Source organism: Pseudomonas pseudonitroreducens, assembly GCF_021603645.1.
GTDB classification, from domain to species: Bacteria; Pseudomonadota; Gammaproteobacteria; order Pseudomonadales; family Pseudomonadaceae; genus Pseudomonas; species Pseudomonas pseudonitroreducens.
The window spans coordinates 12,229-35,668 of the sequence record NZ_BQHJ01000001.1 but is presented as its reverse complement, the minus strand read 5'-3'; the positions used below and the strand labels follow the sequence as shown (position 1 = coordinate 35,668).

Genomic DNA, 23,440 nt, shown 5'->3' with positions numbered 1-23,440 from the left:
CCTCTGGGAGAGGGGTTGGGGGTGAGGGCCCGGCCGTGTGCCGTGGCTTCCCTCACCCCGGCCCTCTCCCAGAGGGAGTTCCCGCCCCCCCAATTCGCATCGATTCACCCGTATCTCAGATTCACGGGCAGGGCCCGGCCGCGCCGGAATCCTGCCCCTTGGAGCGTGCACCATGACCACCCCCGCTGTTCAATTCACCCAGGTCTCCCGCCAGTTCGGCGAGGTGAAAGCCGTTGACCGGGTGTCCATCGACATCAAGGACGGCGAGTTCTTCTCCATGCTCGGCCCGTCGGGTTCGGGCAAGACCACCTGCCTGCGCCTGATCGCCGGCTTCGAGCAACCCAGCGCAGGCTCCATCCGCATCCATGGCGAGGAGGCCGCAGGCCTGCCGCCGTACCAGCGTGACGTCAACACGGTGTTCCAGGACTACGCGCTGTTCCCGCACATGAGCGTGCTGGAGAACGTCGCCTACGGCCTGAAGGTGAAAGGCATCGGCAAGGCCGAGCGTCTCAAGCGCGCCGAAGAAGCCCTCGGCATGGTCGCCCTGGGCGGCTACGGCGTGCGCAAGCCGGTGCAGCTCTCCGGTGGCCAGCGCCAGCGCGTAGCCCTGGCCCGCGCCCTGGTGAACCGCCCGCGCGTGCTGCTGCTGGACGAACCGCTCGGCGCCCTCGACCTCAAGCTGCGCGAGCAGATGCAGAGCGAGCTGAAGAAGCTGCAGCGCCAGCTGGGCATCACCTTCATCTTCGTCACCCACGACCAGAGCGAAGCGCTGTCCATGTCCGACCGCGTCGCGGTGTTCAACAAGGGCCGCATCGAGCAGGTCGACACCCCGCGCAACCTCTACATGAAGCCGGCCACTCCGTTCGTGGCCGAGTTCGTCGGCACCTCCAACGTACTGCGCGGCGACATCGCCCAGAGCCTGACCGGCAACGCCCAACCGTTCTCCATCCGCCCGGAGCACATCACTTTCGCCAACGGTGAGCGCGCCACGTCGGACATCGAGATCAGCGGCCTGCTGCACGACATCCAGTACCAGGGCGCGGCGACCCGCTACGAGATCCGTCTCGACAACGGCCAGAACCTCTGCCTCAGCCAGGCCAACAGCCAGTGGGCCGACATCGACCTCGCCCACCAGCCGGGCCAGCGCGTGACCGCTCGCTGGGCACGCGAGGCGATGGTGGTGCTGAACGAGGGCGCGTGAGATGGAACTGACGATGAATGCAGCGCTGCCGGCGGCCAGCAATGGCCCGCTGCGCCGCCTGTCCAACCTGCTCTACCGCAAGCCGACGCTGTACCTCTCGCTGCTGCTGATCCCGCCGCTGCTGTGGTTCGGCGCGATCTACCTCGGCTCGCTGCTGACGCTGTTGTGGCAGGGTTTCTACACCTTCGACGACTTCACCATGACGGTGACGCCGGACCTGACCTGGGCCAACTTCGGCTCGCTGTTCAGCGGCTCCAACTTCGACATCATCCAGCGCACCGTGCTGATGGCCGTCGCGGTGTCCATCGCCAGCGGCGCGGTGGCCTTCCCCATCGCCTACTACATGGCGCGCTACACCACCGGTAAGACCAAGGCGTTCTTCTACATCGCCGTGATGATGCCGATGTGGGCCAGCTACATCGTCAAGGCCTACGCCTGGACCCTGCTGCTGGCCAAGGGCGGCGTGGCGATGTGGTTCGTCCAGCACCTGGGCCTGGAGCCCCTGCTGAACCTGCTGCTGGGCATTCCGGGGATCGGTGGCAACACCCTGTCCACTTCCAGCTTCGGGCGCTTCCTGGTGTTCGTGTACATCTGGCTGCCGTTCATGATCCTGCCGATCCAGGCCTCCCTGGAGCGCCTGCCGCCGTCGCTGCTGCAAGCCTCGGCGGACCTCGGCGCGCACCCGCGGCAGACCTTCTTCCAGGTGATCCTGCCGCTGTCGATCCCCGGCATCGCCGCCGGCTCGATCTTCACTTTCAGCCTGACCCTGGGCGACTTCATCGTGCCGCAACTGGTGGGCCCGCCCGGCTACTTCATCGGCAGCATGGTCTACGCCCAGCAGGGCGCGATCGGCAACATGCCGATGGCCGCCGCCTTCACCCTGGTGCCGATCGTGTTGATCGCCGTCTATCTCTCCATCGTCAAACGTCTGGGGGCCTTCGATGCACTCTGAGAAAGCTTCCTGGGGGCTCAAAGCAGCTGCCTGGGGCGGGCTGGTGTTCCTGCACTTCCCGATCCTGATCATCTTCCTGTACGCCTTCAACACCGAGGACGCGGCCTTCAGCTTCCCGCCCAAGGGCTTCACCCTGCACTGGTTCAGCGTCGCCTTCGCGCGCCAGGACGTGCTCGAAGCCATCGAACTGTCGGTGAAGATCGCCAGCGTCGCCACGCTGATCGCCATGCTCCTGGGCACCCTGGCGGCCGCCGCGCTGTACCGCCGCGACTTCTTCGGCAAGGAAGGCATCTCGCTGATGCTGATCCTGCCGATTGCCCTGCCCGGCATCATCACCGGCATCGCGCTGCTGTCGGCGTTCAAGACCCTTGGCATCGAACCGGGCTTCCTGACCATCGTCATCGGCCACGCCACCTTCTGCGTGGTGATCGTCTACAACAACGTCATCGCGCGTTTCCGCCGCACCTCCCACAGCCTCATCGAAGCCTCGATGGACCTGGGCGCCGACGGCTGGCAGACCTTCCGCTACGTGATCCTGCCCAACCTCGGCTCGGCGCTGCTGGCCGGCGGCATGCTGGCGTTCGCGCTGTCCTTCGACGAGATCATCGTCACCACCTTCACCGCCGGCCACGAACGCACCCTGCCGATCTGGCTGCTCAACCAGCTGGGCCGCCCGCGCGACGTGCCGGTGACCAACGTGGTGGCGATGCTGGTGATGATCGTGACCATGCTGCCGATCCTCGGCGCCTACTACCTGACCAAGGGTGGCGAGGGCGTGGCGGGGAGCGGGAAGTAATTTGGGTGCCGTGCAGCCCTCACCCTAACCCTCTCCCGGAGGGAGAGGGGATGACCGTGCAGCGGGATGTCACAGAGCTGCGGACGGCCCCCTCTCCCTCTGGGAGAAGGCTGGGGTGAGGGAGACGCACAGCACCAGTACTACACAGAACCCCTCAGGCCCGCCGCCCATAAACCGGCAGGCCCTTAAAAAGAAACACCTCAACCGAATTTGCACCACGTTCCTGACCAAGAGGACTCAACCATGCAAACCAACCTGCTGATCAACGGCCAACTGGTCGCTGGCGAAGGCGAGAAGCTCGCCGTTGTGAACCCGTCCCTGGGCACCACCCTGGTGGAAATCGCCGAGGCCACCCCGGCCCAGGTCGACGCCGCCGTACTGGCCGCCGATGCCGCCTTCGACGGCTGGTCGCAGACCGCGCCGAAAGACCGCGCGATGCTCCTGCTGCAACTGGCCGATGCCATCGACGCCAACGCCGAGGAACTGGCCCGCCTGGAATCCAACAACTGCGGCAAGCCCTACTCCGCCGCGCTGAACGACGAGCTGCCGGCGGTGGCCGACGTGTTCCGCTTCTTCGCCGGCGCCTGCCGCGTGATGCAAGGCTCCGCCGCGGGCGAATACCTGCCGGGCCACACCTCGATGATCCGTCGCGACCCGGTGGGCGTGGTCGCCTCCATCGCGCCGTGGAACTACCCGCTGATGATGGTCGCGTGGAAACTCGGCCCGGCCCTGGCCGCCGGCAACACCGTGGTGCTCAAGCCGTCCGAGCAGACCCCGCTGACCGCCCTGCGCCTGGCGCAGCTGATGGCCGATATCTTCCCCGCCGGCGTGGTCAACCTGGTGTTCGGCCGTGGCCCGAGCGTTGGCGAGCCGCTGACCACCCACCCGAAAGTACGCATGGTGTCGCTGACCGGCTCGGTCGCCACCGGCAGCCGCATCATCGCCGGCACCGCCGACACCGTGAAGCGCATGCACATGGAACTGGGCGGCAAGGCCCCGGTGCTGATCTTCGACGACGCCGATATCGACGCCGCCGTGGAAGGCATCCGCACCTTCGGCTTCTACAACGCAGGGCAAGACTGCACCGCCGCCTGCCGCATCTACGCGCAGAAAGGCATCTACGCCAAGTTCGTCGAGAAGCTCGGCGCAGCGGTTGCCAGCATCCAGTACGGCGAGCAGGACGACCCGAACACCGAACTGGGCCCGGTCATCACCGAGCAGCACCTGGAGCGCGTCATCGGCTTCGTCGAGCGCGCCAGGCAAGTGCCGCACATCGAAGTGGTCACCGGCGGCAAGCGCGCCGACCGCGCGGGCTTCTTCTTCGAGCCGACCGTGCTCGCCGGCGCCCGCCAGGACGACGAAGTGGTCCGCCGCGAAATCTTCGGCCCGGTGGTTTCGGTCACCGAGTTCGACGACGAAGCGCAGGCGCTGGCCTGGGCGAACGACTCCGACTACGGCCTGGCCTCCTCGGTGTGGACCAGCGACATCGGCCGCGCCCATCGCCTGTCCGCGCGCCTGCAGTACGGCTGCACCTGGGTCAACACGCACTTCATGCTGACCACCGAAATGCCACACGGCGGCATGAAGCTGTCGGGCTACGGCAAGGACATGTCCATGTACGGTCTCGAGGACTACACAGCGATCCGCCACGTCATGATCAAGCACTGATTGGGAGTACGGCCTGCTGCGCTTCGGCGGAGCTGCGTTGGACGGCGGTTCGTGTCCAGTTATTTACCCTCCTGGGCCCGAACCACCTTCCGCCTTGCTGCGCTCTAGCTCGCGAGGCCCAACAGTACGGTGAAAAAAGCAACCAGCGGACCAAGGTCCGCTGGTTCAACGGTGCCCCGCTCGACCGGGACCGCCGCGCGGCCACGCATGCCGCAACCCCTTCCGGCATGGAAGGGCAAAACCATGACAGCCCTGCCCCGGGCCATCACCTTGCAAGGATTTCCCATGACCATTACCCGCCGCGACTTCCTCAACGGCGTTGCCCTCACCATCGGCGCGGGCCTCACCCCGCTGCAACTTCTCCAGGCCGCTCCGTCCGGCCGCTACTACCCGCCTGCCCTCACCGGCATGCGCGGCAGCCATCCCGGCGCGTTCGAGGTCGCGCACCAGATGGGCTGGGAGAAGAAGGTATTCGATACCGATGGCCTGAAGATCGAGGAGCAGTACGACCTGGTAGTGGTCGGCGGCGGCATCAGCGGCCTGTCCGCAGCCTGGTTCTATCGGCAGAAGCACCCCAAGGCGCGCGTGCTGATCATCGAGAACCACGACGACTTCGGCGGCCACGCCAAACGCAACGAATTCCAGGCCGGTGGCCGGATGATCCTCGGCTACGGCGGCAGCGAAGCCTTCCAGTCGCCCAAGCACCTGTACAGCGACACGGTGAACGGCCTGCTCAAGCAGCTCAACGTCGACGTCGACCGCTTCGAAACCGCCTTCGACCGTGACTTCTACCCGAACCTGGGCCTGTCGCGCGGGGTGTTCTTCGACAAGGCCGGCTTCGGCGAGGCGAAGATGGTCAGCGGCGACCCGACGCCGATGGTGGCCGACGACATCGCCCCGGAAAAGCTCAACGCCCGCAGCTGGCGCGCCTTCATCGGCGACTTCCCGCTGCCCGAGGCCGACCGCCAGGCGCTGATCGACCTGCACGAGGCGCCGAAGGACTACCTCGCCGGCAAGACCCGCGAGGAGAAGGAAGCGCACCTGGCCAAGACCAGCTACCAGGATTTCCTGCGCAAGGACGTGGGCCTGAGCGAGGCCGCCACCCGCTACTTCCTCAGCCGCACCAACGATTTCTCCGCGCTGAGCATCGACGCCGTCTCTGCCGATTCGGCCTACTCCGTGGGCTTCCCCGGTTTCGCCGCGATGGACCTCTCGCCGATCAGCGAGGAAGCCAAGTCGGAGATGGAAGAGCCGTACATCTACCACTTCCCCGACGGCAACGCCTCGCTGGCGCGCCTGCTGGTGCGCGGCCTGATTCCGGGCGTGGCGCCGGGCAAGGACATGAACGACATCGTCCTGGCCACCTTCGACTACGCCAAGCTGGACCAGCCGAACAACGCCGTGCGCCTGCGCCTGAACAGCACCGCGGTGAGCGTGAAGAACCGCGACGGCGGCGTGGACGTCGGCTACAGCCGCGCCGGCGCCCTGCACCGTGTGCGCGCCAGGCACTGCGTGCTGGCCTGCTACAACATGATCATCCCCTACATCCTGCGTGACCTCTCCGCCGAGCAGTCTCACGCCCTGGCGCAGAACGTGAAGTTCCCGCTGGTGTACACCAAGGTGGTGATCCGCAACTGGCAGAGCTTCATGAAGCTGGGCGTGCACGAAATCTACGCGCCGAGCCAGCCGTACAGCCGCGTGAAGCTGGACTACCCGGTGGACATCGGCGGCTACAGCCACCCGCGCGACCCGAACCAGCCCATCGGCCTGCACATGGTCTACGTGCCCACCAGCCCCAACGCCGGCATGGACGCACGCACCCAGGCCCGCGTGGGCCGCGGCAAGCTCTACGCCATGAGCTTCGAACAGATGGAAGGCATGATCCGCGACCAGTTGCAGGCCATGCTCGGCCCGGTCGGCTTCGACCACCAGAAGGATATCCAGGCGATCACCATCAACCGCTGGTCGCACGGCTACTCGTACTTCTCCAACAGCCTCTTCGATGATGAGCAAGAGAGCGAAAAACTGATGAACCTGGCCCGCACCAAGGTTGGCAACGTCACCATCGCCAACTCCGATGCCGCCTGGGACGCCTATGCCCATGCGGCCATCGACGAAGCCTGGCGCGCGGTGGGCGAACTGTCCTGATAGACCCGGCGCCACGCCCTGCGTGGCGCCACACACAACGGCCATCCGGCCGAAACCCCGCGGGCACGCCCGCAACGGAGGCAAGCATGCGTCACCTCGTCAGAGCGTTTTACCTGCTGTCACTGTTCACCTTTGCCGGCCTGGTCCAGGCCGCAGGCTCTTCACAAGAGAATCCCAAACAGATCGTCGACGCCTACATGGCTGCGTGGAACGCCCACGACGCCGAGAAGGCCGCCGGCTACCTGGCCAAGGATGCGGAGTATTTCGACGTCACCGTCGGCACTCCGCAGAAAGGCCGGGAAGCCGCGCGCGACAACGTGATCAAGGTGTTCGTGGGGGCCGTGCCGGACCTGAAATGGAAGATGAACGGCAAGCCGATCGTCGACAAGGACGGCATCGCCTTCCAGTGGACCTTCAGCGGCACCAACACCGGCGCCTGGGACGCCCAGACCCCGGCCACCAACAAGCCGCTGTCGTTCGACGGCGTGAGCTACGTGAAGGTCAAGGACGGCAAGATCGTCTACCAGGGCGACTACTACGACGCCCTCGGCCTGCACAAGCAGTTGGGTTGGTAACGCAAGCGCAGGGCGGATAACCCGGAACGGGTTATCCGCCGTTCAGCCATGGCGGCGGATAACGCTACGCGTTATTCGCCCTACGGGTCTGTCTGGTAATCGGGTACGCCTGGCACCGCAGATCCCGTTTGCGTAGGAGCGGACTCCGTCCGCGATAGTCTCCCGCCCACGCGAAAACATCGCGGACGGAGTCCGCTCCTACGTCCAGACGCCCAGCGCCGTAATACAGCCGCGCCTTCACGGGCGGCTGACATTAGAAGAAAGAAGCCCTCGCCTACTCCTGCCCTCATCCGCCACTGCAGTGTCCCTACCCATGCCAAGCACACTCGAAAGCCGGCCCGCGAGCGCCGAAGACAGCTCCAGCACCCGCTCCACCATCGACCAGGTCAAGCAACTGATCGCCGACCTCAACGTTCGCTGGACGCAGATCAGCAAGGTCTCCGAAACCATCAAGCAGATCGCCAGGAACACCAACCTGGTGGCGCTCAATGCCGCCATCGAAGCCGCCCGCGCCGGGGAAAGCGGGCGCGGTTTCGCAGTGGTCGCCGACGAGGTGCGCCGCCTGGCGACGCAGTCGGCCAACGCCACCGCCGACATCGGCAACGTCGTCGCCTCGATCAAGAGTGAAAGCGCCAAGGCCCTGGCCGATGTCGAACAGGCCGAGCACTCCAGCCTGCTGGACACCGCCCGCGTGGTGCTGGCTGGCGAGGCCCAGCGTCTGGAAGCGCGCTTCGCGGTGATGGCCACCGCGCTCTACGGCCTGAAGCACTTCATCCTCGGCCTGAAGGCGCGCAACCTCGGCCCGCAGCGCGAGCAGATCGACGCGGTGATGCACGAATACCTGACCCGCAACCCCGACCTGCTGGCCTTCGCCTGCGGCTGCGAACCGAATGCCTTCGACGGTCGCGATGCCGAGTTCAGCCATACACCGGGGCACGATGCCAGTGGTCGCCTCATGGCCTACTGGCACCGCGGCAGCGGCGTGGCCCAGCGCGAATGCCTGGTCGGCTACGACAAGGCCGACGGCAGCGGCGACTGGTATCAGGTCCCCCGCGACAAGGGTCGCGACGTGTTCATGGAGCCCTATGAATACAGCGTTGGCGGCAGCAGCGTGCTGATGACCTCGTTCATGTCGCCGATGTTCGCCAATGGCCGCTTCCTCGGCATTCTCGGCGCCGACTACACCCTGCACCAGTTGCAGGAAAGCCTCGGCAAGCTGGCGCCGATGGGCAACGGCCGCTACGCCATGCTCTCCAACGCCGGCGTCTACGTCACCCACGCGGACGCCAAACGCCTGGGCGACAAGGCCAGCGAACTGCCGCAGGAAGCGCGCAGCGCCATCGCCCGGGGCAAGGCCTGGGAACAGGTGAAAGGCCAGCGCGTGGAATTGCTGCAGCCGATCCGCGTCGGCGACAGTGATGCGCCGTGGGCGCTGCTGATGAGCTTCGAGCTGGCCCAGGCCGGCGAGTGATCGCAACGCAGTGACGCTGCCTGTCGTTCGCGAGCAAGCTCGCTCCTGCAAGGCCGGCTCCGAAGTGAGACTGACTGTAGGAGCGAGCTTGCTCGCGAACCCAAGCCCAAACCCCACCTCCAAGCTCGATGCAACCCCGGCCTACCCCCGCTCGGGCAACTCGGTGATATGGATTTCCGTCACCAGTGCCGGCTTCACCAGTGGTGTGCGCGACAACAGCGGACAGAAGCGCGAGAGCGCGCCGATCAGCTCCCACTGGGTATCCAGGGATTTCGCCAGCACGTCCACATCCGCCAGCACACGCTGGCCGACGCGCTGCAGGTGCGGATCGGGGCTATGCCCGAGCTCCACCGACAACTGGGTGATCAGCGTGCTGAGGTTGGACATGTTGCGGGTGGCGAGGGCAAGGATGTTCGCCAGCAGGGCGATTTCCGATTGAGCGATGACAGCAGGCGTTGCAGAGGCGTCCATGCGTGCTCCAGTGATGCTCTGGTGGGGTGTGGCGCAGTCCTTGCGCGAGCCCGGTGAGAGTAGCATCACAACGCCACTGTGCGACAGATATCACATTTCATTTCTTTTCCTGACCTCCTGGTCACGGGCGCATTCGCTGCCGCCGTCTCCTTCGCAAACCGCGACCTGATCCTCAAATCCCCATCCCGGCAACGGAAACCATCGAGTGCGTTTGAACCTCGGCGATTGGCTTCCTATGATCCGCGGCCATTTTTCGAATATTCACAGCTTGCTACTCGTGCCCGGTGCCCCGCTTCCCGCACGAGGCCAGAAAACCCTCTTCTTCAACCTATTGAAGATGTACCCGATGGAACCGACCGCGAACGCCCCCCGATCCCCCGACACCCGGAAGCCTCCGAGTATTCCGCGTGCCGATTCGGCGCCCGGCGAGCCGCTGAGTTCCTGGTATGGTCCAGGCACCGCCTACAGGGTGACGCCGCGCCCCGCCGTTGCTTCACAGCCGAGCGCTCAACCACCGAGCCAGGCTGAGGCAGTCGTGCCGGCGGCCGCGGCTCAGCAGCCCACGCCACAATCCCCCGTGAACTGGTTGCTGATCGGCGTCGCTGCCATCTGTCTGCTGCTCGGCGCGCTGCTGGCAACGTTGTGGAAGTACTGGCCCAGCAACAATCCTGGCGATGTCCCGGCAGCAATCCAGGAGCCGAGCCCGCAGCCTCCTGTGCACGCGCAATTCAGCGACAGCCCGGCAGACAGCGGCGTGATCGTCACACAGGAACCCATGGACGACGAACCGTTGCCGGTCGTCCCCTCCGAGCCCGCCCCGGCACAGCCGATGGCTGAGCCCCGCGAGATGGGCGCTTCCGCCGACCAGGCGCCAGCAGCGGACACGATCGCGCAAGCGCCCCCGGTCCAGACGCAGAAGCCGGCAACGCCCACACTGCCGGTTATCGCGCCGCCCAAGCCACGCCCCGTTCCCTCGCCGCCCATGACCATCGTCGACAGGAAACCCGTTGCTCCGGCCAAGTCCCGCAGCGCGCCCGTGCCAGCCGCAGTCGGCACGCTGATCGTCGCAGTCCAGCCGTGGGCCGAAGTCTGGGTCGACGGCAAGAAGCATGGCATCAGCCCCCCGCTGTTGAAGCTGCAACTGTCACCCGGCAGCCACAGGGTCGAACTGCGTAACCCCGATCTGCCCAGCTACAGCCAGCAATTGCAGATTTCCGCTGGCCAGTCCGTGACGCTGCGCCACACCTTCCAGTAAGCGCCGGCAGGCCTCCCTTTTCGCGTACGGACAACACCATGAAAGCTTTGCGCACTCTCCTGACGCCCCTGTTGATCGCCTGCCTGGCGGCCGCTGCGGGCTGCCGGCATCACCTTGAAGATGAGCCCGTGCCGCCAGCGGAGGATATCCAGGCGAACGCCGAGAGCACCTTCGCTGAAGGCCTGCGGCTGTACGAGGCAGGGAACTACACCCAGGCTGAAGAACAGTTCCTCTCGCCAGCCCTGTGGGCCGGCGGCACCCAGGTGCAGTTGCAGGCACTCAAGTACCTGGCGTTCAGCTACTGCGTGAGCGAGCAGCCGATCCGGTGCCGCTTCGCTTTCGACCGCGCCCTGCAGATCGATCCGACTTTCCACCTGGGAACCGCTGAAGCGAGCCATCCCCTGTGGGGGCCGGTATTCGTCCAGGCGGCACACCGTTGACCCGTTCCCCCGATCGCGAGGTCCCCATGTCACTCCACCATCGGCTGCGCCGCTACTGGTTGACGATTCCCCTTCTGGGTCTGCTGCCGCTCGCCCACGCCGACACTCATGAAAGCCTGAGCGCTGCCGTCGAGAGTCTCTGGAGCAGCGAACAGACTTCCACCAGCGTGCTTGGCTCCAGCTTTACCCGCCAGGTTTCGAAAGCCGGCAGCGAATACCGGACCGAGGCGAAGGACGCCCCCTCCTATCTGGAAACCGCCGGAGAATCAGCCTGGCTGGTGATGGGCAAGCAGCGCTTCGACGCCGTCGCCACACCCTGGGGAAAATTCCCCCGGCTGGACCTGCGCGACGGCCGCCTGCTGGAAATCAACCTGCCGGACAGGCGCTACCAGGTGATTGCCAGCAGCGGTGCCGGTCTCTTCGGGGTAGGCGACTGGCGGCGCTATGGCTTTCTCCATGTGATCGACGTCAGCACGCCGTCCGCTCCGACCTACTACCCGCTCTACGCCGATGCCAACCTGGGTGAGCACGCCCTGGGGCGCCTGCCGGGCTCCGCGGTGCTCAACTATGCGCGCCTGGTGCCCGCCAGCCGCAACAAGGCTGGCGAGATAGAGGCTTACGAAGTCTCGCTCTATGCGCTCGGCGGCAAGGGCCCGGAGCGACTGTTCAGGGAAGGTGCGCCGCTGGCCTATCAGCTCAAACAGGAAGGCGACGGCTGGGTCATCGACAGCGTGGGCCGTACCCCGGTGACGAATGAGCGCGACGAAGAGCATCGCTCCTTCACCACCCCGCTTCGTCCCCCGTTGTTCCTGGTACGGGAAAACGCCAAGGAGTGAGCGGCCGCCGCCAGCGCTGCTGCGGCCTGCTCACGTGGCACTCGTCCGCGTGACCCGCGCCAACGTCAAACCTGCCCGTAGGCCTTGCGCTTGGGCGTGCCGCGTTGCGCGGCACGCAGGTACTGTGCCGGCCAGGGCACCGGCTGGCCGCCCAGCTCATCGGCGGCATGCAGCGGCCAGTAAGGGTCGCGCAGCAGCTCGCGGGCCAGCAGAATCAGGTCGGCCTGCCCGGTGCGCAGGATATGCTCGGCCTGCACCGGCTCGGTGATCATCCCCACGGTGCCGCTGGCGACTCCCGCCTCCTTGCGCACCCGCTCGGCAAATTGCGTCTGGTAACCGGGCCCTACGGGAATCTCGGCATTGACCGCGGTGCCTCCGGACGACACATCGATCAGGTCCACCCCCAAGTCCTTCAGGCGGCGCGCCAGCTCCACGGTCTCGTCGGGGTTCCAGCCATCCTCCACCCAGTCGGTGGCGGACAGGCGGACGAACAGCGGCAGCTCCTGCGGCCAGACCGCACGCACGGCAGCGGTGACCTCCAGGAGGAAGCGGATACGGTTCTCGAAGCAGGTGCCGTACTGGTCGCGGCGCTGGTTGGACAGCGGCGAGAGGAACTGATGCAGCAGGTAGCCATGGGCGGCGTGCACCTCGGCGATCTTGAAGCCGGCGGCCAGGGCGCGCTCGGCGCCGCGCACGAACTGCTGCTTGATGGTCGCCATCTGCTCCTCGCTCAAGGCGATCGGCGCGGTGTGCTGCGGGTCGAAGGCAATGGCCGAGGGTGCTACGGGCGTCCAGCCGCCTTCACTGACCGGCACCGAACCATGCTTGCCCAGCCAGGGCGCCCAGGTGCTCGCCTTGCGCCCGGCATGGGCCAGTTGCACTCCAGCCACCGCGCCCTGGGATTCGATGAAGCGGGTGATGCGCCGCAGCGGTTCGACCTGCTCGTCATTCCAGATGCCCAGGTCCTCGGCGCTGATCCGCCCTTCCGGGGCCACGGCAGTGGCCTCGACTATCACCAGACCGGCGCCGCCGACGGCACGGCTGCCCAGGTGCACCAGGTGCCAGTCGTTGGCCAGGCCATCCTGGGCGGAGTACTGGCACATGGGGGATACGGCAATACGGTTGGACAGGGTCAGCTGGCGCAGGGTCAGGGGCTCGAACAACTGGCTCATGGTGGCACTCCCTCGGGTCTTCAGAACTTGTCACTTCAACTGTAGACCGGGATCGCCTAAGGATAAGTTCGGATGATCGGCGGAAATCCTTCCTGCCTGCGTGAACGTCGCCGGCGTGGTCGAACGTCCAGCCCCGCCCGACCAACAGGGCCGCCAGCGTCAGCCAGCGGCCGTTCTTTCGCGGGCCATCCACTGCAGCCTCGCTGTCAGTGCAACTCGCTCGACTTGCCCATGGCCGCCACCGCTCCGGGTGCCAGGCTGTAGCGCTTGTTCTGGTCACGCTCGAGCAGGCCGGAGAGGTGCAGGCGGCGCAGGGTCTGGCTGACGCAGCTGAGGGAGATGGGCAGGCCCGGCTCTTCCAAGTAGGCATGCAGTTCCACAGCCGTCGCCTTGCGGCAGGCCACCAGCGCATCGAGGATGTTCAACCGCGGCAGGCTGCTGCGCAGACCGGCGTGTTCCAGCAGTTGCCGGGCGGGCCGCGGCAGGCGCGGGCGGAGCGGGGTGCTGGCTTTGATAGCGACTCTCATGGGCGCACCTCGAAAGACAGAGTGGCAACGTGGATCACGCTGTCGTAGCGCTTGCCGTCGACGCTGGCGCCGCCGTTGACCTGGGCCGAGACCTCCAGCACGTAGCGCGCCGGGAACGGCGTGGCCAGGGTCACGGTGCCGTCGGCCGCCGGCTTCAGGCTGCGGCTCCACTGCTCGGAGGTGTACACGTTGACCTGCGAGGCCGGCACCACGGTGCCCTTCCAGTGCAGGGCAAAGGTATTGCCGCCGGGCGCGGTGGGCACCAGCTCCAGGTCATTCTGCGCCCGGGTCTCGCTGCGTCCCTCGCGGGCCTGATAAATGGTCAGGGTGCTGCCTTCGGCACGCTGGGCGGCGACGCGCAGGTCGCCCGCTGGCACGGCGCCGATATCGAAGGACTCGACGCCAGCCTTCATCGGCGCCGTCTTGCCCTCGCCCAGCACGACGTGGGCATTCTGCAACTGGGTCACCGGCAGGTGCTCGCCGGGCTGCTGTTCGCTGAAATAGCTTTTCGCGCTCTGCCCTGCACTGCGTTCCAGCCACAGGTAGTCCGCGCTGGCCAATGGCGCACAGCTCAGCGCCACGGCCAGCAGCGTGAGCTGGCGAAGGTAGAAGGTCATGCGGTTCTCCTGTTGTCTGGCTGAAGTTCGCTTCCGTTGCGAATCGATCGCTTTCACATACAAGACGGATGAGCCGCAAAAAACACGCACAGAAAATGTGTAAAGAAATGGAAAAGACCGCGAAAACCGCACCGAAACATTTATTTGCAACTGCAGATGGCCGGTTTTTCGATCTCATCCGTCCTTATTCCTAGAACACCGCTGCTCCTTGGTGTCTTCGCGCCTCGCCGGCCTTGTCCGGCGAGGGCCTTTTCCTTTGCCTTGCCCTTGCGTGGCCGTGATTCCCCATGTCCAAGAAATCCCGCTCCAGGCTCTGGTTCCTGGTCCACAGCTGGCTGGCCCTGCCCATCTGGTTCTTCGTGTTCCTGGTGTGCATCACCGGCACCCTGGCCACGGTGAGTCAGGAGATCATCTGGCTGGCCGATCCGTCCGTGCGCGCCAATCCGCCAGACGATGACGCCCAACGCCTGGGCTACGACCAGGTACTCGCCGCCATGGCCCAGCAGCAACCGCAGGCCGCCGTGCGCGTGATCAGCGCGCCCAGCGAAACGCATTTTGCGCTGCGGGTCAGCGTCACTTATCCCGACAGCGCTACCGCCATGCTCTACGTGAACCCCTATACCGGGGTTATCCAGGGCAAGATGCCGCTGTTCGACTTCCGCCAGTTCACCCGCGCGCTGCATGGCTGGTGGTTGGTGCCGTTCAGCCACGGTTTCAGCTGGGGCTGGTACCTGGTGTCGCTGCTCGGCCTGCCGATGCTCGCCTCGCTGGTCACCGGCCTGGTGGTGTACAAGCGCTTCTGGCGCGGTTTCCTCAAGCCGACCCTGCGCCTGCGCCAGGGCGCGCGCATCTTCTGGGGCGACATGCATCGGCTGATGGGTATCTGGTCGATCTGGTTCATCGCGGTGATTTCCATCACCGGCACCTGGTTCCTGATCCAGGCGATGCTCTTCGACAACAGCATTTCCATCTCCAGCGAAGGCGTGCCGACCATCATCCAGCGCGACAGCATCCCACTGAGCGTGGACGGCAAGGCGCCACCGCGCATCGGCCTGGACGCTGCCGTGCTATCCGCGCAGCAACGCATTCCCGGCTTCGAGCCGACCTTCTTCCGCCTGCCCTCCAGCGCCTACGACCCGCTGACCATCTTCGGCAAGGCCTGGTACCCGCTGATGTCCGAAAGCGCCCAGGTGAACCCCTATGACGGTAGCATCGCCTCGACCCGCCTGCTGGGCAACCGCTCCGGGCTGGAGTTCGTCACCGAGTCCATGCGCCCGCTGCACACCGGCGATTTCGGCGGCGTGTGGGTCAAGCTGATCTGGTTCGTGTTCGGCCTGATCCTCAGCATGATGGTGCTCAGCGGCCTGATGATCTGGAGCAAGCGCACCCTGATCGCCACCGCCAAGGAACTGAAGAAGCAGAAAGCCCGCGAACGCATCGCTGTCGCGGCCACCGCGGAGGCCAGCCAATGAGCGGCAAGAGCAAGCTGCGCCGCCTGTGGCTGCGCTGGCGTTTCCACCTCAGCGCCCTGCTGGTGCTGATTCCGCTGGGCTTCATGCCGCAGTACTTCCACGAAGCGAAGCTCGACCGTGGCCTGCGCGGCCTGGGCGAGCGCGAGATCGGCAATCTGCAGGTCGGCCCCTGGACCGCGCGCATGGCCGAATGGGAAGTCGGCGAGCCGGAAGACGAAGGCCGCGCCGGCTTCGTCAAGGCCTTTACCCTGGCCTTCTGCGACAGCTGCTATGCACAGGTGAAGGCCGCCTACCTGCGTATCGGCGAACCACGCAGCCTGCGTGCCGCCGGCGGGCTGTTCGCCGGCACGCCGCACCAGCAGTTCGCCGAAGTCACGATCCCGGCCCGGGTCACGCCGGCCGACGAGCTGTGGCTGACCGTGGAAGGCTGGGATGGCGCGGTGCATCAGGCGCAGATCCCTCTCGACAAAGCCTCGCCGTCGCTGGTGGCCTGGCTGGAAAAGACCCGGAGCAATCGATGAAAGCGATCCCCAAGTACAGCGCCCTGCTGCTCGGCCTGGCCGCCAGCACCAGCGCCCTGGCCCACGCGCCCTTCTGCGAATGCACGGCGCTGGATGCCGAGACGATCCGCTGCGTCGGCGGCTTTACCGATGGCAGCGCCGCGCCAGGCGTTACCCTGGATGTGCTGAGCGCCACCAACCACAAGGTGCTGCTGCCCGGCAAGCTGGGGGCGGACTCCAGCCTGACCTTCAAGCGCCCAGGCGAAGACTTCTACATCCTCTTCGATGTCGGGCCGGGCTATATGGTCGAGGTCGATCCGAGCGAGATCAAAGGCATCTGAGCTAGCGCTGCAAGGTATCCCTGCAGGAGCGAGCTTGCTCGCGAACGGCCTCCGCTGCAGGGCCGGGTTCGCGAGCAAGCTCGCTCCTACGAAAAGCAGATCAGCGCCGATCGGCTCAGCGTGGCGCGATATGCGCCACCATCAGTTGCACGGTCTCGTTGCCGCGAAACTCGTTGACGTCCAGCTTGTAGGCCACTTCCGCCCAGCGCACGGTGGGGTTCGGCCAGATTTCGCGGTCGATGTTGAAGGCGATGGCATCCAGTTGCAGCGAGCCGCACTCGGTCTTCAGCAGCAGTTTCAGGTGACGCTCGCCGACCACGCGCTGCTGGACGATCTGGAAGATGCCGTGGAACAGCGGCTCAGGGAAATGCTGACCCCAGGGGCCGGCCTGGCGCAGCGCGCGGGCCAGCTCCAGGTGGAACTCCTCGGCGCCAAGCTGGCCGTCGGAGAGCAGGCGGCCGGTGAGGTCTTCTTCATCCAGTTGGCGGCGGACTTCGGCATCGAACGCAGCGGCGAAGGCACCGAAGTTCTCCTGCGGCAACGACAGCCCGGCGGCCATCGCGTGGCCGCCGAACTTGCTGATCAGCCCCGAATGACGAGCGGCCACGGCATCCAGTGCGTCACGAATGTGGAAGCCCGGCACCGAACGTGCCGAGCCCTTGAGCGTGCCGTCGCCGGCATCGGCAAAAGCGATGGTCGGACGGTGGTAACGCTCCTTCAGGCGCGAGGCGAGAATACCAATCACGCCCTGGTGCCATTCCGGGTCGAACAGGCACAGGCCGAATGGCATTTCCTCCACCGGCAGTTCCTTGAGCTGGGCCAGCGCTTCGCGCTGCATGCCCTGCTCGATGGCCTTGCGGTCCTGGTTCAGTTGGTCGAGCTGCACCGCCATGTCGCGGGCGACGCCTTCGTCCTCGCAGAGCAGCAGTTCTATCCCCAGGGACATATCGTCCAGGCGCCCGGCGGCGTTCAGTCGCGGGCCAAGGATGAAGCCGAGGTCGGTGGAGGTGATCCGCCGGCAATCGCGCCCCGCCACTTCGAGCAACGCACGCAAGCCCGGACGGGCACGCCCGGCACGAAGCCGCGCGAGGCCCTGGTGCACCAGGATGCGGTTGTTGGCGTCCAGCGGCACCACGTCGGCGACGCTGCCCAGGGACACCAGGTCGAGCAGCTCGGCGAGGTTCGGCTCGGCGATGCCGCGCGCAGCGAACCAGCCGCGCTCACGCAGGCGGGCGCGCAGGGCGAGCATCACGTAGAAGATCACGCCGACGCCCGCCATGGCCTTGCTGGGGAAGTCGCAGCCGGGCTGGTTCGGGTTGACGATGGCATCGGCGGCGGGCAGTTCCGCTCCCGGCAGGTGGTGGTCGGTGACCAGCACGCGCAGGCCGGCGGCCTTGGCGGCGGCGACGCCGTCGATACTGGAGATGCCGTTGTCCACGGTGACCAGCAGCTCCGGGCGCTTTTCCAGCGCCACGGCGACGATTTCCGGGGTCAGGCCGTAGCCGTACTCGAAGCGGTTGGGCACCAGGTAATCGACCCAGGCCGCACCCAGCATGCGCAGCGCCAGCACGCCGACGCTGCTGGCGGTGGCACCGTCGGCGTCGAAATCGCCGACGTAGAGAATCCGCTGGCCCTTCTCCAGGGCATCGACCAGCAGCTCCACCGCCGCGTCCACGCCCTTGAGCTGCTGGTACGGGATCAGCCGCGCCAGCCCCTTGTCCAGCTCCTCCGCACTCTGCACGCCACGAGCGGCATAGAGGCGGGTCAGTAGCGGCGGCAGGTCGCCCAGGTTGGGCAGGGTTGGCGGGAGGGGACGGGATTCGATGCGCATGGAGTCCAACTATTCCTTTGTGCTTGATCTTGCGCCTTGCGAGCTAGAACACGGCAAGGCGTAAACAGGCATGGGCTGCGGAGTTTGCTGCGGCCAATGAGCAGGCCCACGCCTGTTCACAACGCAGCCGGGCCGAAGCACAGCTAGCGCAAATCAGCGCTCGCCCATCAGCCACTCGACCTGCAGTTCGTGCTGGCCGCGCTCGTCGGTGACGAAGATGGTTCCTTCGCTGATCATCACGGTCCAGTTGATCGAGCGCGGCAGGTCGCGGGAGATTTCCTCCAGCGCCTCCTGGGGCATGGCAACGACATTGAGGTTCTTCAGGTGGCGCACGCTGTCGAGCACCTTGGTGGTCCACACGCGCAGGTTGCCGTAGGCGACCAGGGTCAGCTTCTCGCAACGGCGCGAGCACCAGGTCAGGCGGTCGGCGTCGGGCTGGCCGACTTCGATCCAGTGCAGCACGCGGTCGTCCAGGCTTTTTTCCCACAGCGAGGGCTCTTCGACGTCCGACAGGCCACGGCCGAAGGCCAGCTGCTCGTTGTACCAGATGACGTAGGCGAGCAGGCGCACCGCCAGGCGCTCCTCGGTTTCCGAGGGGTGACGGGCGACGGTGAAGCGCAGGGTCTCGTAGACCCCACGGTCGAGGTCGGTCAGGCTGATATCGGCTTTGTAGGGCGTGGCGGACAGGGCCATGGGTGTTCCCGGCGAATTTTCGAAGGCGGCAAGTCTACCGCGAAAGCACTGGCTCGGCGGATTAACTCCGTGGACGTCGGTCGGTTCCCGGCTCCGGCGCGGCCAGTTCGATACGGTTGCGGCCTTTGGCCTTGGCCGCATAGAGCGCCTGGTCGGCCAGCGACAGCAGGCGCAGCAGGTCATGGCCCGCCTCGCGGCTGGTGGCGATACCGATGCTGACACTCAACTGACCCTCCGCCATGAACGGCAGTTCGGCGAATTCACGGCGCACCCGCTCCGCCACCTGGCAGGCACCCTCGGTGTCGGCGCCCACCAGCAGGCAGGCGAACTCTTCCCCGCCGATGCGGGCGAACTGGTCATGCTTGCGCATCCGCGACGCGGTGATACGGCTGAACTCCACCAGTACCCGGTCACCGGCCGGGTGGCCGAAGGAGTCGTTGAGACGCTTGAAGTTGTCCAGGTCGCAGAGCAGCAGCGAAGCCTGCTCGCCACGCTCGGTGCACAGGCGCAACAGGCGCTCGCCGGTCTCCATGAAGGCCCGGCGGTTGCCCACGCCGGTCAGCGGATCGCTCAGGGCCGCGCTGCGGAACTGCAACTCGGCGCGCTCCTTGACCATCGCCAGGGTGGCGAAGGCAATGCCGATGGCGAAGAGCATGGTCTCGAAGACCAGGAAGGTGAAGAAGGTCGAGCCCTGGCCATTGTTGGCCACGCTCTCGAACGGCATGCCGCGGTCGACTACCAGCCGCACCAGGTAAACGAGGGTGTGGAACGCCAGCAGCGTCAGGGTTGGCCGCAGTTCCACCTCGAGCTTCTGGCGGTCGCGCCATAGCTCGGCGATTGCCGCCAGGCAATAGATGACCGTGATCCCGGTACTGACGGCAATCCGTGCCGCCAGGGACTCATAGAACGGCGGCAGCAGGCAGAGCAGCGCCCAGCCCGCAGCACCCGCGCCGACCAGCGGCCAGTGCGGCTTGCGCCCGCTGAAGACACGCATCGAGGTCCAGGTCATCGCCGAGCAGAGGTGCAGCACCACATTGCCGATCAGGATTGGCAGCCAGTCCACGCCGATGCCGCGCAGGGTGGCGAGGAACGTGCCGAGGGCGCCCAGCAGCAGCGCGGCACTCATGTAGCCCAGGGTGTGTTCGCGGCGACCGCTGTGCCAGGCGAACGCCATCAGCACGCCGACCAGGGTCAGCACGTAGAGGTCGACGACCACCAGCGTCGGCAGGTTCAACGTCATGCAGCCCCCTCGCCGCCCGGCTGCACGCATTCTCCGGAGAATGCCGCCAGGCCATCGGGCTGTAGGGAGGAAGACCAACGCATCACGGAGTACCTGCGCGAAACCGCGCGAGCGAAAGTAGGAAGCATCTGAATGTAGCTACTCTACGCGCGCACAGGGCCGTCGCAAAGCACCGAAACCCGGTGCCTGCCCGGCGGCCTGTTCGAAGCCGCGCACACGGGTTAGAGTCCCGCCACTCTCCTTGCTCGGACCCACCGATGAACAGCACCGCCAAACCCCTCGCCGGCCTCAAGGTCATCGAACTCGGCACCCTGATCGCCGGCCCCTTCGCCTCGCGCCTGTGCGCGGAGTTCGGCGCCGAGGTGATCAAGGTCGAATCGCCCGATGGCGGCGACCCGTTGCGCAAGTGGCGCAAGCTCTACGAGGGCACCTCGCTGTGGTGGTTCGTGCAGGCACGCAACAAGCGTTCGCTGACCCTGAACCTCAAGCACGAGTCCGGCCGCGAGGTGCTGAAGAAGCTGCTGGCCGAGGCCGACATCCTGATCGAGAACTTCCGCCCCGGTGTACTGGAGAAGCTCGGCCTGGGCTGGGAGGTGCTCCACGCGCTGAACCCGAAGCTGGTGATGGTGCGCCTATCGGGCTTCGGCCAGAGCGGCCCTTACAAGGACCAGCCGGGCTTCGGCGCGGTCGGCGAATCCATGGGCGGGCTGCGCTATATCACCGGCTTCGAGGACCGCCCACCGGTGCGTACCGGCATCTCCATCGGCGACTCCATCGCCGCATTATGGGGCGTGATCGGCGCGCTCATGGCCCTGCGCCACCGCGAAGTGAACGGCGGTGCCGGGCAGGTCGTCGACGTGGCGCTCTACGAAGCGGTGTTCGCCATGATGGAATCCATGGTTCCGGAGTTCGACGTGTTCGGCTTCATCCGCGAACGCACCGGCAACATCATGCCGGGCATCACGCCCTCCTCCGTGCACACCACGGCCGATGGCAAGCACGTGCAGATCGCCGCGAATGGCGACGCCATCTTCCGCCGCTTCATGAACGCCATCGGGCGCCTCGACCTTGCCGAAGACCCGACGCTCGCCAGCAACGACGGCCGCGATGCGCGCCGCGACGAGCTGTACGGCATCATCGACCGCTGGGCGCGTTCCGAATCGCTGGATAGCGTACTCGAGGTGCTCAACGCAGCCGAGGTACCAGCCAGCCGCATCTTCTCCGCCGAAGACATGTTCAGCGACCCGCAATTCCTGGCCCGGGAGATGTTCCTCTCCGCCAAGCTGCCGGACGGCAAATCCTTCCGCATGCCCGGCATCGTCCCCAAACTGTCCGACACCCCCGGCAGCGCCGAGTGGATCGGCCCGAAGCTGGGCGAGCATACCGACGAGGTGCTTTCCGGACTGGGCTACGACGCAGCCGCCATCGCGGCATTGCGCAAGGACGGCGCCGTCTGACCACTTTGCTTTGGTAGGGCGCATAACGCGCCAGCGTTATCCGCCGTATTGAAGCCGGCGGATAACCTGCTCCAGGTTATTCGCCCTACGGCTCTTGGTGCAGCAGCGAGCTCCTGCAATAAAGTCAGTCAGCCCGCTTCCTGCTCTGGCGCTTCGCTCTGCGCGATGAACTCCAGCATCTTCTCGCTGCCGTCCAGCAGGTCGGCGTGGATCGCCTCGCGGGCGGCCGCGCCGTTGCGTTCGCGCAGGGCGCGCAGGACATCCCAGTGGTGCTCTATGGCCATGCGCTCGTTGAAGTCGGCGTAGGCCTGGGCGATCAGCGGGCCGGTGCGCATCCACAGGCTGTCGAGGAAGGCGCGCAGCAGCGGCATGCCGGCGATGTCGGCGAGGGCGAAGTGGAAGGCCTGGTTGAGCTTGAGCGCCAGCACCAGGTCGTCGGCATGGATCGCCTCGAGGTTCTCGCGGATGTTCGCTTCCAGCTCGTCCAGCTGCCCGTCGCTGGCGCGCGCGGCGGCGGTTTCGGCAGCAAGGCCTTCGAGCGCCACGCGGATGCTGCGGATCTCCAGGTACTGCTCGAGGGTGAGCAGCGGCACGCGGATGTCCCGCGGCGTCTTCAGCACCAGCGCCTGCTCCTTGGCCAGTTGCAGGATCGCATCGCGCACCGGGGTAACGCTGGTGCCCAGTTGCTGGGCCAGGTCACGGATGCGCAGGCGATCGTCCGGCTTGAAGCGGCCGGTGATCAGCGCCTCACGCAGCAGCGCGTAAACGCCGCTGCCCAGGTAGGAATGATTGAGCCCTTCGATCGGGTAGTTCATGGCTGTCTCATCGCGTGCTGCGGCATTCGGGCGCGCATGATGGTCGCTGATTGCGCCGAATGCCAGCCGGTTTCACACATGCTGCCCGCCGTTGACGTGGATTTCCGCGCCATTCACGTAGGACGCCCCGCTGGTGCAGAGGAAGTGGATCAGCGAGGCAACCTCCTCCGGCTTGCCCAGGCGATGCATCGGGATGTCGCGTTCGACGATCAGTTCGGTGCCCGACGACAGGATGGCCGTGTCGATCTCCCCCGGCGCGATGGCGTTGACGCGCACGCCGTGCGGACCGAAATCGTGGGCCATCTCGCGGGTCAGCGCGGCCAGCGCAGCTTTCGAGCAGGCGTAGGCGGCACCGGCGAACGGATGCACGCGGGAGCCGGCGATGGAGGTGACGTTGATCACCGATCCCTTGGCCGCCTTCAGCTCGTCGAACAGGCCGCGCGCCAGCAGCGCCGTGGAAAACAGGTTGACGTTGAACACCTTCAGCCAGGTGCCGTAGTCGCTGCCCAGCACACCCAGGCGCTCGCCTTCCGGGCCCTTGGGCGAGATGCCGGCATTGTTCACCAGCGCGTGCAGCGAACCGCCGAGTTTCTCGCGGATCATCGGCAGGCTGGCCTGCACACTGTCGATGTCTTCCAGGTCCAGGTGGATATGGTTGATCAGCCCTTCGGCCCAGGGGCATTCGGCGCTCCAGTCCTGCCGCGAGGCGGTGAACACGCGCCAGCCGGCGGCGTTGAAGTGCTTCACCGTGGCATGGCCGATGCCACGGCTGGCGCCGGTGAGCAGCAGGGTGCGGGTCTGGTTCATGGTGCTTCCCTCTCAAGTCTGAGCCGCTATCTGCGCCCCATCGGGGCGCGCGATCTGTGAACATCCGTGAAGCGATGGCGTCAATAAAAACATGATGCATCATGTTTTGGAAGATGTTTTAATCGGTCCAGCTTGGTCCTACAACGAGCTATCCG

Annotated in this window: 23 protein-coding genes and 1 pseudogene; 15 read left to right on the top strand and 9 right to left on the bottom strand. The window is 66.1% G+C overall.

Features of this window, described 5'->3' with window-relative positions; all coding sequences use genetic code 11:
- Window positions 1–172 precede the first annotated feature (172 nt).
- The 8 genes and pseudogenes from L6D89_RS00185 (at window position 173) to L6D89_RS32720 (ending at window position 8,811) form a co-directional block, all read left to right on the top strand.
- A complete protein-coding gene (locus tag L6D89_RS00185) occupies window positions 173–1,201 on the top strand; it encodes an ABC transporter ATP-binding protein (RefSeq protein ID WP_038803388.1) in 1,029 nt (342 codons plus the stop codon).
- Window position 1,202: 1 nt separating this feature from the next.
- A complete protein-coding gene (locus L6D89_RS00180; protein WP_054908254.1) occupies window positions 1,203–2,153 on the top strand; it encodes an ABC transporter permease in 951 nt (316 codons plus the stop codon).
- The gene (locus L6D89_RS00175; protein ID WP_024766933.1) at window positions 2,143–2,949 is read left to right on the top strand and encodes an ABC transporter permease; all 807 of its coding nucleotides are present in this window, start codon (window positions 2,143–2,145) and stop codon (window positions 2,947–2,949) included. The genes L6D89_RS00180 and L6D89_RS00175 overlap by 11 nt, the downstream gene beginning before the upstream one ends.
- Before the next feature lie 243 nt (window positions 2,950–3,192).
- Window positions 3,193–4,617, top strand: a complete 1,425-nt coding sequence (locus L6D89_RS00170; RefSeq protein ID WP_236198386.1) for a gamma-aminobutyraldehyde dehydrogenase — start codon at window positions 3,193–3,195, stop codon at window positions 4,615–4,617.
- A 285-nt stretch (window positions 4,618–4,902) separates the two neighbouring features.
- Complete coding sequence (locus L6D89_RS00165; protein ID WP_236198385.1) at window positions 4,903–6,765, top strand: FAD-dependent oxidoreductase; 1,863 nt, start codon at window positions 4,903–4,905, stop codon at window positions 6,763–6,765.
- Between the two features lie 86 nt (window positions 6,766–6,851).
- A complete protein-coding gene (locus L6D89_RS00160; RefSeq protein ID WP_236198384.1) occupies window positions 6,852–7,340 on the top strand; it encodes an ester cyclase in 489 nt (162 codons plus the stop codon).
- Window positions 7,341–7,653: 313 nt separating this feature from the next.
- Window positions 7,654–7,947, top strand: a pseudogene (locus L6D89_RS32725) (methyl-accepting chemotaxis protein); the annotation flags it as partial.
- 132 nt (window positions 7,948–8,079) lie between these two features.
- Window positions 8,080–8,811 carry a cache domain-containing protein gene (locus L6D89_RS32720; protein WP_373874411.1) on the top strand — a complete coding sequence of 244 codons (732 nt, stop codon included), beginning with the start codon at window positions 8,080–8,082 and terminating at the stop codon, window positions 8,809–8,811.
- Window positions 8,812–8,952: 141 nt separating this feature from the next.
- Here L6D89_RS32720 and L6D89_RS00150 read toward each other — a convergent pair whose 3' ends face one another.
- Window positions 8,953–9,282, bottom strand: a complete 330-nt coding sequence (locus L6D89_RS00150) for a hypothetical protein (protein ID WP_236174691.1) — start codon at window positions 9,280–9,282, stop codon at window positions 8,953–8,955.
- Between the two features lie 205 nt (window positions 9,283–9,487).
- On the opposite strand from L6D89_RS00150, the gene L6D89_RS00145 reads away from it, so the two are divergent.
- Genes L6D89_RS00145 through L6D89_RS00135 form a run of 3 tightly spaced genes read left to right on the top strand, consistent with a single transcriptional unit; the run spans window position 9,488 to window position 11,813 of the window.
- Window positions 9,488–10,537, top strand: a complete 1,050-nt coding sequence (locus L6D89_RS00145; RefSeq protein WP_236198383.1) for a PEGA domain-containing protein — start codon at window positions 9,488–9,490, stop codon at window positions 10,535–10,537.
- A gap of 38 nt (window positions 10,538–10,575) precedes the next feature.
- Window positions 10,576–10,977, top strand: coding sequence for a TssQ family T6SS-associated lipoprotein (locus tag L6D89_RS00140; RefSeq protein WP_236198382.1), 402 nt, complete (start codon window positions 10,576–10,578; stop codon window positions 10,975–10,977).
- A gap of 26 nt (window positions 10,978–11,003) precedes the next feature.
- Entirely contained in the window at window positions 11,004–11,813 is an 810-nt protein-coding gene (locus L6D89_RS00135) for a hypothetical protein (RefSeq protein WP_236198381.1), read from the top strand.
- A gap of 65 nt (window positions 11,814–11,878) precedes the next feature.
- On the opposite strand, the gene L6D89_RS00130 is transcribed toward L6D89_RS00135, so the two are convergent.
- The 3 genes from L6D89_RS00130 to L6D89_RS00120 all read right to left on the bottom strand — a co-directional run bounded on the left by L6D89_RS00130 (window position 11,879) and on the right by L6D89_RS00120 (window position 14,129).
- Entirely contained in the window at window positions 11,879–12,985 is a 1,107-nt protein-coding gene (locus L6D89_RS00130) for an NADH:flavin oxidoreductase/NADH oxidase (protein ID WP_236174695.1), read from the bottom strand.
- A 206-nt stretch (window positions 12,986–13,191) separates the two neighbouring features.
- Complete coding sequence (locus tag L6D89_RS00125) at window positions 13,192–13,512, bottom strand: transcriptional repressor (RefSeq protein ID WP_236174696.1); 321 nt, start codon at window positions 13,510–13,512, stop codon at window positions 13,192–13,194.
- Window positions 13,509–14,129, bottom strand: a complete 621-nt coding sequence (locus L6D89_RS00120) for a hypothetical protein (protein ID WP_236174697.1) — start codon at window positions 14,127–14,129, stop codon at window positions 13,509–13,511. The genes L6D89_RS00125 and L6D89_RS00120 overlap by 4 nt, the downstream gene beginning before the upstream one ends.
- A 287-nt stretch (window positions 14,130–14,416) precedes the next feature.
- Here L6D89_RS00120 and L6D89_RS00115 point away from each other — a divergent pair, with 287 nt between their 5' ends.
- From L6D89_RS00115 to L6D89_RS00105, 3 genes are read left to right on the top strand one after another with little or no spacing between them, the layout of a single operon-like run.
- Window positions 14,417–15,601, top strand: coding sequence for a PepSY-associated TM helix domain-containing protein (locus L6D89_RS00115; RefSeq protein WP_236198380.1), 1,185 nt, complete (start codon window positions 14,417–14,419; stop codon window positions 15,599–15,601).
- Window positions 15,598–16,122 (top strand): thiamine pyrophosphate-binding protein, encoded by a 525-nt coding sequence (locus L6D89_RS00110; RefSeq protein ID WP_236198379.1) that lies wholly within the window; start codon window positions 15,598–15,600, stop codon window positions 16,120–16,122. Before L6D89_RS00115 ends, L6D89_RS00110 begins: the two co-directional genes overlap by 4 nt.
- Window positions 16,119–16,442 (top strand): hypothetical protein, encoded by a 324-nt coding sequence (locus tag L6D89_RS00105; protein ID WP_236174700.1) that lies wholly within the window; start codon window positions 16,119–16,121, stop codon window positions 16,440–16,442. Before L6D89_RS00110 ends, L6D89_RS00105 begins: the two co-directional genes overlap by 4 nt.
- Before the next feature lie 115 nt (window positions 16,443–16,557).
- Here the strand turns inward: L6D89_RS00105 and recJ are convergent, their stop codons facing one another.
- The 3 genes from recJ to L6D89_RS00090 all read right to left on the bottom strand — a co-directional run bounded on the left by recJ (window position 16,558) and on the right by L6D89_RS00090 (window position 20,206).
- Window positions 16,558–18,273, bottom strand: coding sequence for a single-stranded-DNA-specific exonuclease RecJ (gene recJ, locus L6D89_RS00100; RefSeq protein ID WP_236198378.1), 1,716 nt, complete (start codon window positions 18,271–18,273; stop codon window positions 16,558–16,560).
- A 153-nt stretch (window positions 18,274–18,426) separates the two neighbouring features.
- Window positions 18,427–18,966 carry a YaeQ family protein gene (locus L6D89_RS00095; protein WP_045209899.1) on the bottom strand — a complete coding sequence of 180 codons (540 nt, stop codon included), beginning with the start codon at window positions 18,964–18,966 and terminating at the stop codon, window positions 18,427–18,429.
- A gap of 61 nt (window positions 18,967–19,027) precedes the next feature.
- A complete protein-coding gene (locus L6D89_RS00090) occupies window positions 19,028–20,206 on the bottom strand; it encodes a GGDEF domain-containing protein (protein WP_236198377.1) in 1,179 nt (392 codons plus the stop codon).
- Window positions 20,207–20,463: 257 nt separating this feature from the next.
- On the opposite strand from L6D89_RS00090, the gene L6D89_RS00085 reads away from it, so the two are divergent.
- A complete protein-coding gene (locus tag L6D89_RS00085) occupies window positions 20,464–21,663 on the top strand; it encodes a CaiB/BaiF CoA transferase family protein (RefSeq protein WP_236198376.1) in 1,200 nt (399 codons plus the stop codon).
- A 128-nt stretch (window positions 21,664–21,791) separates the two neighbouring features.
- Here the strand turns inward: L6D89_RS00085 and L6D89_RS00080 are convergent, their stop codons facing one another.
- Window positions 21,792–22,478: a GntR family transcriptional regulator gene (locus L6D89_RS00080; protein WP_236198375.1), complete on the bottom strand. Its 687-nt coding sequence runs from the start codon at window positions 22,476–22,478 to the stop codon at window positions 21,792–21,794.
- 72 nt (window positions 22,479–22,550) lie between these two features.
- Window positions 22,551–23,285, bottom strand: a complete 735-nt coding sequence (locus L6D89_RS00075; protein WP_045209895.1) for an SDR family NAD(P)-dependent oxidoreductase — start codon at window positions 23,283–23,285, stop codon at window positions 22,551–22,553.
- Window positions 23,286–23,440: the final 155 nt, after the last annotated feature.

Excerpts from the sequence above, each read along its gene's own strand:
- L6D89_RS00080 (WP_236198375.1), bottom strand. The coding sequence starts at position 22,478 with ATGAACTACCCGATCGAAGGGCTCAATCATTCCTACCTGGGCAGCGGC.
- L6D89_RS32720 (WP_373874411.1), top strand. The coding sequence starts at position 8,080 with ATGGCCACCGCGCTCTACGGCCTGAAGCACTTCATCCTCGGCCTGAAG.
- L6D89_RS00105 (WP_236174700.1), top strand. The coding sequence starts at position 16,119 with ATGAAAGCGATCCCCAAGTACAGCGCCCTGCTGCTCGGCCTGGCCGCC.
- L6D89_RS00125 (WP_236174696.1), bottom strand. The coding sequence starts at position 13,512 with ATGAGAGTCGCTATCAAAGCCAGCACCCCGCTCCGCCCGCGCCTGCCG.
- L6D89_RS00130 (WP_236174695.1), bottom strand. The coding sequence starts at position 12,985 with ATGAGCCAGTTGTTCGAGCCCCTGACCCTGCGCCAGCTGACCCTGTCC.
- L6D89_RS00185 (WP_038803388.1), top strand. The coding sequence starts at position 173 with ATGACCACCCCCGCTGTTCAATTCACCCAGGTCTCCCGCCAGTTCGGC.
- L6D89_RS00160 (WP_236198384.1), top strand. The coding sequence starts at position 6,852 with ATGCGTCACCTCGTCAGAGCGTTTTACCTGCTGTCACTGTTCACCTTT.
- L6D89_RS00165 (WP_236198385.1), top strand. The coding sequence starts at position 4,903 with ATGACCATTACCCGCCGCGACTTCCTCAACGGCGTTGCCCTCACCATC.
- L6D89_RS00120 (WP_236174697.1), bottom strand. The coding sequence starts at position 14,129 with ATGACCTTCTACCTTCGCCAGCTCACGCTGCTGGCCGTGGCGCTGAGC.
- L6D89_RS00110 (WP_236198379.1), top strand. The coding sequence starts at position 15,598 with ATGAGCGGCAAGAGCAAGCTGCGCCGCCTGTGGCTGCGCTGGCGTTTC.
- L6D89_RS00085 (WP_236198376.1), top strand. The coding sequence starts at position 20,464 with ATGAACAGCACCGCCAAACCCCTCGCCGGCCTCAAGGTCATCGAACTC.
- L6D89_RS00090 (WP_236198377.1), bottom strand. The coding sequence starts at position 20,206 with ATGACGTTGAACCTGCCGACGCTGGTGGTCGTCGACCTCTACGTGCTG.
- L6D89_RS00180 (WP_054908254.1), top strand. The coding sequence starts at position 1,203 with ATGGAACTGACGATGAATGCAGCGCTGCCGGCGGCCAGCAATGGCCCG.
- L6D89_RS00095 (WP_045209899.1), bottom strand. The coding sequence starts at position 18,966 with ATGGCCCTGTCCGCCACGCCCTACAAAGCCGATATCAGCCTGACCGAC.
- L6D89_RS00115 (WP_236198380.1), top strand. The coding sequence starts at position 14,417 with ATGTCCAAGAAATCCCGCTCCAGGCTCTGGTTCCTGGTCCACAGCTGG.
- recJ (WP_236198378.1), bottom strand. The coding sequence starts at position 18,273 with ATGCGCATCGAATCCCGTCCCCTCCCGCCAACCCTGCCCAACCTGGGC.
- L6D89_RS00150 (WP_236174691.1), bottom strand. The coding sequence starts at position 9,282 with ATGGACGCCTCTGCAACGCCTGCTGTCATCGCTCAATCGGAAATCGCC.
- L6D89_RS00175 (WP_024766933.1), top strand. The coding sequence starts at position 2,143 with ATGCACTCTGAGAAAGCTTCCTGGGGGCTCAAAGCAGCTGCCTGGGGC.
- L6D89_RS00170 (WP_236198386.1), top strand. The coding sequence starts at position 3,193 with ATGCAAACCAACCTGCTGATCAACGGCCAACTGGTCGCTGGCGAAGGC.
- L6D89_RS00075 (WP_045209895.1), bottom strand. The coding sequence starts at position 23,285 with ATGAACCAGACCCGCACCCTGCTGCTCACCGGCGCCAGCCGTGGCATC.
- L6D89_RS00140 (WP_236198382.1), top strand. The coding sequence starts at position 10,576 with ATGAAAGCTTTGCGCACTCTCCTGACGCCCCTGTTGATCGCCTGCCTG.
- L6D89_RS00135 (WP_236198381.1), top strand. The coding sequence starts at position 11,004 with ATGTCACTCCACCATCGGCTGCGCCGCTACTGGTTGACGATTCCCCTT.